Source organism: Mesonia profundi (assembly GCF_031085155.1).
Taxonomy (GTDB): Bacteria; Bacteroidota; Bacteroidia; order Flavobacteriales; family Flavobacteriaceae; genus Mesonia; species Mesonia profundi.
The window spans coordinates 23213-33734 of sequence record NZ_JAVHUL010000035.1 but is presented as its reverse complement, the minus strand read 5'-3'; the positions used below and the strand labels follow the sequence as shown (position 1 = coordinate 33734).

The following is a 10522-nucleotide window of genomic DNA, read 5'->3' as shown; positions in this document are numbered from 1 at the left end:
ATAATTGTCCGATAGAATTATGATAAAAATAAATTAGTATATTAACCAAAACGGTCAACTCTATTTAGGGAAGCACATTTTACTCACCACTCACCACTCACCACTCACCACTCACCACTCACCACTCACCACTCACCACTAGACAAAAAAAAGCCCACTCATAAGAGCAGGCTTTTTAATTTTTTAAGATAAATTATCTTATTTCTTTACAATCTTAAAAGATTTAGATTGTCCTTCAATTTCAACTTGTACTAAATAAACACCACTGTTTAAAGAGTTAAGGTTGATATCTGCAGACTGAGTACCTAATTTTTTAGAAATAACCTGCTGTCCTAAGATGTTATATAATCTAGCATTGTTAATTGCAGTATTAGCTTTTAACGTTAATACGTTGTTTGCAACATAGTGATTAAAGCTTTCAAAGTTTTGACTTTGTGTACTTAAAGACCCAGCAACAACTTCAACGTTATCAATCTCCATAGTAAATTGATCTGAAACATCATGGTGTCTAAAGGCAACATAAACAACTTGTCCTGCTAATGAAGTAATATCTAATGTTTTTGTGTAAGGATTTTCAAGTCCTGCAGGTCCATTATCTGAAACTAACTCGTTAAAAGATACGGTAGCAGACATCGCGTCAGCAACTGTATTTCCTGTAGCGACATATACAGTATAATTTTCATCAGAATAATCAGCGTCAGCAGCAGTAACATCCCAAGATAATGTGATGTCGTTAGTACCATCTTCACTACTTAAATCAATAGGCATTGAAAAAGTATAGTTGTCTGGGGTAAGTGGGCCTGCAACTGAGTTCCAAGAAGCAGATCTCATTACAGGAGTTCCTACAGGTTGTGAATTTTCGTCTACGATTTGAACTGCACTCCAATTAAAACCGTCTGCATCTTCATCAATAAGCGTCCAGTCAGACACATCTTCATCATCAAAGTCATCAGAAAAATAAGTAGTCTGCGCATTCATTGTGATCGCCGCAGCAAAAGCTGCAAGCGTAAGAGTAATTTTTTTCATAATGTGTTTTTTTATATTTGGGACTAAAATAGTAAAAATCTAGATACTCCAAGCAACTTTAAAGGTTTTTAACAAGATTTTGAGAGTTTACTGTCTTATATTTGTACCATCTTGAAGCCAATAGCTCAAATAAAGGAACCCATTACCCATGAGATGGAACTTTTTGAAAAAAAGTTTCATCTTTTTATGTCTTCCCGTGTCGCTTTACTTAATAGGATTACCCACTATGTAGTGAACCGCAAGGGAAAACAAATGCGGCCCATGTTTGTATTCTTGGTGGCCAAAATGGTTTCTAAAGGCGAAGTAAATGACCGTACCTATAGAGGTGCGTCTGTGATTGAGTTGATTCATACCGCCACATTAGTTCACGATGATGTGGTAGATGATAGTAACCGTCGCCGCGGATTTTTCTCCATTAACGCGCTTTGGAAAAATAAAATTGCCGTGTTAGTCGGGGATTTCTTACTTTCTAAAGGTCTACTACTATCTATAGACAACAATGATTTCGATTTGCTTAAAATTATTTCGGTGGCTGTTCGCGAAATGAGCGAAGGGGAATTACTACAGATTGAAAAAGCCAGAAAACTCGACATTACCGAAGAAGTGTATTACGAAATCATTCGACAAAAAACAGCGACCCTTATCGCTGCGTGTTGCAGTTTGGGTGCAGCTTCCGTAAAGCCAGATTCAGAGCACGTAGAACGCATGCGCGAGTTTGGAGAAATGATAGGTATGGCTTTTCAAATAAAAGATGACCTTTTTGATTACGGAAACGAAAAAATAGGAAAACCCACGGGAATCGATATCAAAGAGCAAAAAATGACGCTTCCGCTGATTTATACCTTAAATAATTGTACAGAAAAAGAAAGAAGATGGCTTATCAATTCTGTCAAGAATCATAATAAGGATAGTAAACGCGTAAAAGAAGTGATTCAGTTTGTGAAAAAGAACGGTGGATTGGAATATGCGGTAACACAAATGAAAATGTACCAACAAAAAGCTTTCGATATTTTAGAAATCTATCCCGATTCTCCATATAAGGCTTCTCTCGAGATTATGATGAACTATGTGATAGATAGGAAGAAATAGTTTTTTAGCTTGATTATATTTCAAATTTCAAATCTGATTACTGAACACTGAAATTTTCACTTATCTTTACTCAACGCTCACCAATCATCCTGTCATTCTGAACTTGATTCAGCATCTCATGCTATGAAAGCAGAATTACTTTCGCTACCCAATGCGAGACCGTAGCTTTCTAACAAGGTGAAGAGCTAATCGAATAACAGACCCTGAATAGATTTCAAGGTGACAGGTTTTATTTCAAATTTTCTACTGCCTACTGTCTACTGAATTTTTCACTTTTAGTTTTTCACTTTTCACTTATTTCCACTCATTACTGAATACTGAACACTGCAGAGGTCCATATTCTAACATTTAATCGTCTATTTTCTTATTTTTCTCACCCCCAGGCAACCTTATTTCAAAACACTTCGTCTATATTTATAGAACAGCTAAGCAAAACAGGTGAAAATTATATCCCTACATAACAACGAGAAGAAACTCATTCAGAGAGCGGCGAAGAATAATCGCTTGGCGCAGCAAACCTTATATGAAATACATGCGCCCAAAATGCTGAGTGTATGTAGAATGTATATTAAGGACCTGCATTTTGCCGAAGACGTGATGTTAAAAGGCTTTTTTAAAGTGTTTAAAAACCTTGACGGATTTCAGCATAAAGGAAGTTTTGAAGGCTGGGTGCGAAGAATTATGGTGCGAGAAGCGATCGATTTTTTAAGGAGGAAAAAGGAGATTCAATTTTCTGACCGTATGGAACAGTATGATGCGGCTTTAGATACAGATGATTACGCTTCCGCGGAAGCGATACAGCACTTACAAGAATTGATAGACGAATTGCCAGAAGGTTACAAAATGGTCTTTGTGATGTATGCGGTAGAAGGCTACAAACATCAAGAAATTGCCGAATTGTTACACATATCTGAAGGAACCTCCAAGTCGCAGTTGTTTAAAGCAAGAAAAGTATTGCAAGAAAAATTAGCAAATCAAAAAGAGGAGAATCATGGCTAAGATAGATGAAAAGGTGAAAAAAGAATTGAAGGAGAGAACCATCGCTCCGAGTGCTGGTAGTTGGGCTCAACTATCTTCTCAATTAGAAACGCAAGATAAAAAGAAAGGCAGCTATAAATGGTATTTAGGAATTGCAGCGAGCTTTTTGGCGGGAATTTTAATCGCTTCTTTCTTCGGAAATGGAAATGAAACAGAAATTCAAGTGGTAAATGCTCAAGAAAAAACTGTTCCCAAATCAGCGATTGAAAAGAAAGAAAATATTTTTGCTACAGAAATAGAAGGAGAATTGGTGTATGACAGTCAGCTGCTAAAAGAAGTAATAGGCGATTTACCAGAAGATACCGTAGAAGAAAGTACAAGTCAACCGAAGTTTGCCTTAGAAAATAAGAAAACCAACCTCCATAAAAATCAGCGGATCGCAAAAGCAAGGACAAAACCTTCTACTTCGGCCAAAAGTGAAAAACAAAGAAGCTTAATTGCTTTAAAAACTGCTGAAGAAGAAAAAACCGAGTCGGGAATGACTGAAAATCAGGCTGCTTTGCTCGCTCAAGTAGAGGACGAAGAAATCGATGCGCTTTTAGAAAATGCACGTCGTAACGTAAGATTAAGGCAGTTTAGTAATCCTTACGCTAGAGTTTCTGCCAAAGAGCTCTTGCAAAATATAGAAGTGGAAGACAAAGAATCCTTTAAAGAGAAAGTGCTTTTGGCCTTAGAGAGTGGCTTTCAGCATGTAAAATCTTCCGTCATTAAATAACCCAATCCAATCATTTAAAAATCGGTGCAATTCTGGCTAGATCTCTAGTCGGGCTGGGAAAGTACCTCCTAAAAACAACGTATTATGAAAAGCATTATCATTAGTTTAAGCATTTTGTTGAGCCTTTTTATCGCGCAAAATATGCAAGCACAGATTACGATTCAGGTAAATTCTGGAATTGATTTAAAAATTGAAAGTCTGCAAAAGCAAAAAGATAAAGTACAACGTGTCGAAAAGCAAAAACTAAAAGCTGAAGTGGAAGCCATTAAGATGCGGTTAAAAGCAAATGAGATTAGTGAGCAAGAAGCCGAAACCTTAAAAAAGGCTGCTGCCGAAAAACGCGCGATGAATATTGAAAATCAGTTGGATATTATTGATGCAAACATCGCTTTACTAGAGCGAAATGCGGTCACTGAAGACGGAGAGGAAACCGTGGATGTTTATTATAGAAAGTTAGATTATTTAAAATATAAGGAGGAAGATGAAAAGGAAGAAGAAGATTATGATTCGATTCCTAAAACGACAACTTCTGGATTGACCATGGCTTTCGGACTTAATAATGCCATCATCGATGGACAATCTTTAGATGATTCTCCTTATAAAATTGGAGGAAGTCGGTTTTTTGAATTGGGATATGAATTCGAAACGAACTTGATATCTTCTGGTTTTGCAAGAATTAGATACGGACTTTCATTTCAGTTTAATGGCCTTAAAGCCGATGATAACTTATATTTCGTAACAGACGGGGATCAGACGTATTTAGAAGAGTACCCGATAAATTTAGATAAAGCAAAATTAAGAATGGATAATTTGGTGATTCCGCTTCATTTTGAGTTTGGGCCAAAAACTTTAACCTATGGAAAAAAAGGAGCTTATTATGATACGAGCAACTTTAAAATAGGACTAGGAGGATATGCGGGAGTTAACCTGAATACCATTCAAAAACTGAAATATGAAGAAAACGGTAATAATCGTAAAACCAAACTTTCTCAAAATTACAACACGAGTAATTTTATTTATGGGCTGAGTGCTTATATTGGTTATGACAATTGGGCCCTCTATGCTAAATACGATTTGAATCCTATTTTTAAAGACAATGCCGTAGAGCAAAATAATGTATCGGTAGGACTTCGATTAAGTTATTAAGTTAGTCGTGTCCGACTAAGATATAAGACCTGCCCGTACCGAAGCGGTAGGTTCGGGCGGGCGCTGAAAGACATAAGACATAATACTTGATTCTTAATAGCCTGCTCATTAGATTAAATTGATTAAGCATACGTATTAGTTTTTAAATTTCAATGGTAAGCTCAATAACAGGCAGTCATTTAATAAAAAAAACTCTAAACGCCATTTACATTTGAATCAACAGAATTCTGTAATGTTTCAATCGGACACTAATGTTTTTAAGTGTTATTTTAAATCGAAATTCTATAAAAAGGATAGCTAATTAAGAGCTATCCTTTTTCTTATTTTAGTATTTTTGAACACTTCAAAGAATCACAAAATTTAATTTTTAATGATTAAAAAATCGACCATAGACCAAGTTTTTGATGCCGCTCGGGTAGAGGAGGTGATTGGCGATTTTGTTCAGTTAAAAAAATCGGGTACCAACTATAAAGGATTGAGTCCGTTTAGCGATGAACGCACGCCTAGTTTTATGGTGTCTCCTGTAAAACAAATCTGGAAGGATTTTAGTAGCGGAAAAGGAGGAAATGTTGTGGCTTTTCTTATGGAACACGAGCATTTTAATTATCCCGAAGCTATTAAATATTTAGCCCGAAAGTATGGGATTGAGATAGAAGAAACCGAGCAAACCGATGAGCAGAAACAGCAGGCAGACGAGCGCGAAAGTATGTATTTGGTCAGTGAATTTGCCAAAGATTACTTTAAACGCCAACTCTTAAAGACGGAAACCGGCAAAGCCATTGGGTTAAGCTATTTTAAAGAGCGTGGGTTTACCAAAGAAACCATAGATAAATTTGGCTTGGGGTATTCTCCAGATGTTTGGGATGCTTTTACTAGCGAGGCCATTAAACAAGGCTATAAACTAGAATTTTTAGAAAAAACGGGACTCAGCATTGTCAAAGAAGCCAAGCAATTTGATCGTTTTAAAGGCAGAGTGATGTTTCCTATTCATTCCATGTCTGGGAGAACTTTGGGATTTGGAGGGAGGATTTTGACGAATGATAAAAAGTCAGCTAAATACCTGAACTCGCCAGAGAGTGATATTTACCATAAAAGTAAAGTGCTTTACGGAATTTATTTTGCGAAGCAGAGTATTGCTAAAGAAGACAATTGTTATTTGGTAGAAGGTTATACCGATGTGATCCAGATGCACCAAGCGGGAATTGAAAATGTGGTTTCTTCTTCGGGGACGGCGCTTACCAGTGATCAAATTCGATTAATTAATAGGTTGACTCAAAATGTTACGGTGTTGTTTGATGGAGATGCTGCCGGAATAAGAGCTTCCATTCGTGGAATTGACCTTATTTTGGAACAAGGCATGAATGTAAAAGTTTGCGGTTTCCCAGAAGGCGATGATCCCGATTCTTTTGCGAAAAACAATACCGAGAGTGACATTAAAGAATACTTAGAGAATAACGCTAAAGATTTTATAAGCTATAAAGCTTCCTTATTGGTAGATGAAGCCAAGGGAGATCCTATAAAAAAAGCAGAGGTTATTCGGGATATGGTGAATAGTATTGCAAAGATTCCAGATCGCATTCAGCAGGAGATTTACCTGAAGGAGTGCGCTCGGATTATGGAAATTTCAGAAAATGTATTGTACAGTACCTTGGCTCAAATTTCCGCGAAAGCGAATAACGATGCTTCTAGAAAATCGGCATCAGCTCCTAGAGAGATGGCGGTGGTGAAAGAAAATACGGTAGAACGTCCCAAGATAAATCAGCAGCATCAATTGGAGCGCAATATCATTAGCTTGTTGTTGAGGTACGGAAATATAGATGACGATTTTGAAGATTTTATGTTGCGAGAAGATGAGGAGGGAAATACGCATTTAGAAGGTGAAATGCAGCATTTAAAGGTGTTTGAGAAGATTTTCTTGGACCTGCACGAAGATGAAATCGAATTTACGCACGAAGGATTTAGAGATTTGTATGAGGCTATTATGCAGGAATTTAATTTAAAAGGAGAAATTAAAACCGAAACTTTTGTCAATAATCTGGTGCCAGAGCAAGCTTCAGAAATTACTACTATCTTGATGCAGCAAGAACGTGATGTGTTGCACCGCTGGAACGATCAAGATATTTTTGTAAAAGATAAAAGTGAGTTGGAACCTCGCGAAGTGAACGAAACTATTCTTAATCTACGTCGTTTTCTCATCAAGCAAAAGGTGACCGAATTGATGGAGAGCATTAAAGATAACCGTGATATCCACAACGCTGAAGTGATCGCAGAAACCATGGAATATAAAAGCTTAGAGGTGCTTATTGCTCAAAAACTTAATCGGGTAATTTAGTCTTTCTTTAGATGTAATGGAATTTCACACACCGGAATAGGTTTCATCTTATGCTGATTGGCACGATTTAGGCGAGTGTAAATGTTGAAAACCTCTAGTTTTCTACCTTGAAAATTCTCGGCACTTTTACCTAAATCATCTTGGTGCATTGCCCATTCCAATTCATCGTAAGAAGCACCAATTTGGTCTTCATCGCTGCGACTGTCACCAAAAAGCCCGTCGGTGGGCGCTGCTTCAAGAATGTCTTCGTTAATTTCTAGATAGTCGGCTACTTCATAGACTTCGCTTTTAAGCAAATCTGCCATCGGACTTAAATCTACGCCGCCATCACCATATTTGGTGTAAAAGCCAACGCCAAAATCTTCAATTTTATTTCCGGTTCCTGCCACCAAATAACCGTGTAAACCTGCAAAATAATACAAGCTCGTCATTCTTAAACGCGCTCGGGTATTGGCTAAGGTGAGTTGTAAGTGATCATTTTCTTCCGCCAAGGGAAAAATAGATTTCATAGTTTCAAAAGTAGGGGTAAGATCTACCTCAATATTGGTGACGTTCATAAATTGCTTTTTTAAGCTTTCTATGTGCTTTTGTCCCCTCGTCATTTGTGTAGGTGCTTGGTGAATAGGCATTTCTACACACAACGTACGCATACCCGTTTTAGCACATAAGGCAGAAACTACAGCAGAATCTATACCGCCACTAATTCCAATAACAAAACCATTGGTTTTACTCGTGGTGGCATATTCTTTCAGCCAATTAACCATGTGATCGACTACTTTTTCTGTTTGCATCGCCTTCCTTTTTTTAGTTATTTTCAACTACCTTTGTCACGAAAATAATACGAAATTAGATGTAAAAAAAGTCTACAGCGTTAAAGACTACCTAAACTATTTTTTATGAAGAATTATTTTTTGAGTTTTTTCATTCTTTTCGCCTTCATATCATGTGAAAATGATGCGGGTTTGGAGGAAGAAATTGCAAAAATTCCTATTGATTTTCAAGTGGATCGTTTTGATATGGAGTTTGCCAAAGCTTCTCCGGCAGATCTACCAAAATTGAAAGCGGAATATCCGTTCTTATTTCCCGCAAGATATCCGGACAGTTTATGGATAGCGCAGATGGACGATGAGGTGCAATTGGAGCTGGAGGAAGAAGTACAAAAAACCTTTCCTGATTTTCAGCCAGAAAAAGAAGAGATCACTTCCTTGTTTCAGCATTTCAAATATTATTTTCCAGAATTTAAATCTCCGCGGGTAGTGACCATTATTTCTGAAGTAGATTACCGAAATAAAGTAGTAGCAACCGATAGTTTATTACTTATTTCTTTAGATACTTACTTGGGGGAAGATCATAAATTTTATGATGGGATGCAGGTGTATTTAAAGAAGAATTTTAAAAAAGAACAATTGCCCAGCGATATTGCTTTTGAATATGCGCAGCAATTGGTAGGAAATGAACAAGGGCGAACTTTTCTAGATCAGATGATTCATTATGGCAAGATGTTATATGTAAAAGACAAGGTATTGCCTTTTATGAGCGATGCTCGTAAAATGGGCTATACACCTAAAGAAATAGCATGGGCACAAGCAAATGAAGAGCAAATTTGGCGTTATTTTATAGAAAAAGAACTCCTATATAAAACCGATAATGACTTGCGCGCAAGGTTTATTAACATCGCGCCTTTTAGTAAATTTAGATTAGAACTAGATAATGAAAGTCCGCCACAAATAGGACAATATATAGGATGGCAAATTGTGAGGCAATTTGCTGATAAAAATGAATCAATCACTTTAAAGCAGTTGCTTACTTTAGATGCAGAACGCATATTTAAGGAAGCTAATTTTAAACCTAAGAAACCAGAATGAGTACAAAAAAATCTGAAATCAAAATTCAAATCGAAGTAGACGAAAACAATGTACCAGAAAACTTACATTGGACCGCAAAAGATGGCGGAGTAAATAATGAGGAAGCAAAAGCAATGCTTTTATCGCTTTGGGACAACAAAAACCAAGAAAGCCTACGTATAGATTTATGGACAAAAGATATGCCCGTAGATGAAATGAAAGTGTTTTTTCATCAAACTTTGGTAGCGATGAGCGATACTTTTTATAGAGCTACCGAAGATGAAAAGATGATGGAAACCATGAAAGACTTTTGCGATTATTTTGCTGATAAGTTAGAGTTAAAGAAAGAGTAATGAGCTTTAAAAAAGAGCCTATCACTCAACTTATATTTGTGTATAAAGCCAATTCAGGTAAGGGAAATGCTTACCTGGATGCGGCTCAAAAAATACTTAAGCCTAAAGCTTCTTCTTGCAATCTATGTGCGATTACCCATGGCGTTTTTACGGAAAACAAAACATGGAAAGCTTTTAGAAAAGAGATGCGTATTCCTACGGAATTTTTGCATCAAGACGAGTTTAGAAAAGAATATGCCTCCAAATTCTCTACAAAATTTGAGTTCCCTATTGTATTAGGAGTAACTGCTTTGGGTTGGGAAGTTGTTGTGGATGCTTCAAGACTTAACGGAATCAATTCCGCGGAAGCGTTGATAAAAATAATAAAAGAGGAAGTAGAATTATAAAGATTGATTGATTTCTTCAATATAAGCAAGCACTTCGTCTGCACCCAAACTTTTAGAAGAAGAGGTGATGAAAAATGGAGGTAAGCTTTCCCAAGTTTTTAATAAAACGGCATTGTAATCATTTACATGTCGCTCTAAAGCTTTGGGTTTTACCTTATCTACTTTGGTGAAAATAATCGAAAACGGAATCTCATTTTCTCCCAACCACTGCATAAACTCCAAATCAATTTTTTGAGGCTCGTGTCGGGAATCTACCAATACAAAAGCACAAACGAGCTCTTGACGTTGTTTAAAATAATCGGTAATAAATTTTTGAAAAGTTTTCTTGTCTCTCTTGCTTACTCGCGCATAACCGTAGCCTGGTAAATCTACCAAATGCCATTTCTCATTGATAAGAAAGTGGTTAATAAGCTGCGTTTTTCCAGGTCGGCCAGAAGTTTTTGCTAAACTTTTTCTGCTGGTAAGCATATTGATAAGGGAAGATTTCCCCACGTTACTTCTACCTATAAAAGCATATTCGGGCAATTGGCTGGACGGACATTTTTCCACCTGGCTGTTGCTCATCACAAAAGATGCTGATTTAATATCCATGA

At 36.9% G+C, this 10522-nt stretch carries 11 protein-coding genes; 8 read left to right on the top strand and 3 right to left on the bottom strand.

What is annotated here, in order from left to right:
• Positions 1-198 precede the first annotated feature (198 nt).
• A complete protein-coding gene (locus tag RBU60_RS11750) occupies positions 199-1026 on the bottom strand; it encodes a T9SS-dependent choice-of-anchor J family protein (RefSeq protein WP_308865245.1) in 828 nt (275 codons plus the stop codon).
• Positions 1027-1137: 111 nt separating this feature from the next.
• Between RBU60_RS11750 and RBU60_RS11745 the strand changes: the two genes are divergently transcribed.
• The 5 genes from RBU60_RS11745 (at position 1138) to dnaG (ending at position 7346) form a co-directional block, all read left to right on the top strand.
• On the top strand, positions 1138-2115 hold the full coding sequence (locus RBU60_RS11745; protein WP_308865244.1) for a polyprenyl synthetase family protein: 978 nt from the start codon (positions 1138-1140) through the stop codon (positions 2113-2115).
• Between the two features lie 438 nt (positions 2116-2553).
• The gene (locus RBU60_RS11740) at positions 2554-3114 is read left to right on the top strand and encodes an RNA polymerase sigma factor (protein WP_308865243.1); all 561 of its coding nucleotides are present in this window, start codon (positions 2554-2556) and stop codon (positions 3112-3114) included.
• A complete protein-coding gene (locus RBU60_RS11735) occupies positions 3107-3868 on the top strand; it encodes a hypothetical protein (protein WP_308865242.1) in 762 nt (253 codons plus the stop codon). Before RBU60_RS11740 ends, RBU60_RS11735 begins: the two co-directional genes overlap by 8 nt.
• A gap of 84 nt (positions 3869-3952) precedes the next feature.
• On the top strand, positions 3953-5014 hold the full coding sequence (locus RBU60_RS11730; protein ID WP_308865241.1) for a hypothetical protein: 1062 nt from the start codon (positions 3953-3955) through the stop codon (positions 5012-5014).
• Positions 5015-5384: 370 nt separating this feature from the next.
• Positions 5385-7346 (top strand): DNA primase, encoded by a 1962-nt coding sequence (dnaG, locus tag RBU60_RS11725; protein WP_308865240.1) that lies wholly within the window; start codon positions 5385-5387, stop codon positions 7344-7346.
• Here dnaG and nadE read toward each other — a convergent pair.
• Positions 7343-8137 (bottom strand): NAD(+) synthase, encoded by a 795-nt coding sequence (gene nadE, locus RBU60_RS11720; RefSeq protein WP_308865239.1) that lies wholly within the window; start codon positions 8135-8137, stop codon positions 7343-7345. The genes dnaG and nadE overlap by 4 nt on opposite strands.
• Before the next feature lie 105 nt (positions 8138-8242).
• Between nadE and gldB the strand changes: the two genes are divergently transcribed.
• From gldB to RBU60_RS11705, 3 genes are read left to right on the top strand one after another with little or no spacing between them, the layout of a single operon-like run.
• On the top strand, positions 8243-9211 hold the full coding sequence (gldB, locus tag RBU60_RS11715) for a gliding motility lipoprotein GldB (protein ID WP_308865238.1): 969 nt from the start codon (positions 8243-8245) through the stop codon (positions 9209-9211).
• The gene (gldC, locus tag RBU60_RS11710) at positions 9208-9543 is read left to right on the top strand and encodes a gliding motility protein GldC (protein WP_308865237.1); all 336 of its coding nucleotides are present in this window, start codon (positions 9208-9210) and stop codon (positions 9541-9543) included. Before gldB ends, gldC begins: the two co-directional genes overlap by 4 nt.
• Positions 9543-9929 (top strand): GTPase, encoded by a 387-nt coding sequence (locus RBU60_RS11705; protein ID WP_308865236.1) that lies wholly within the window; start codon positions 9543-9545, stop codon positions 9927-9929. The genes gldC and RBU60_RS11705 overlap by 1 nt, the downstream gene beginning before the upstream one ends.
• Here RBU60_RS11705 and yihA read toward each other — a convergent pair.
• Positions 9924-10520: a ribosome biogenesis GTP-binding protein YihA/YsxC gene (gene yihA / locus RBU60_RS11700; RefSeq protein ID WP_308865235.1), complete on the bottom strand. Its 597-nt coding sequence runs from the start codon at positions 10518-10520 to the stop codon at positions 9924-9926. The two genes, RBU60_RS11705 and yihA, sit on opposite strands and share 6 nt — an antisense overlap.
• Positions 10521-10522 lie beyond the last annotated feature (2 nt).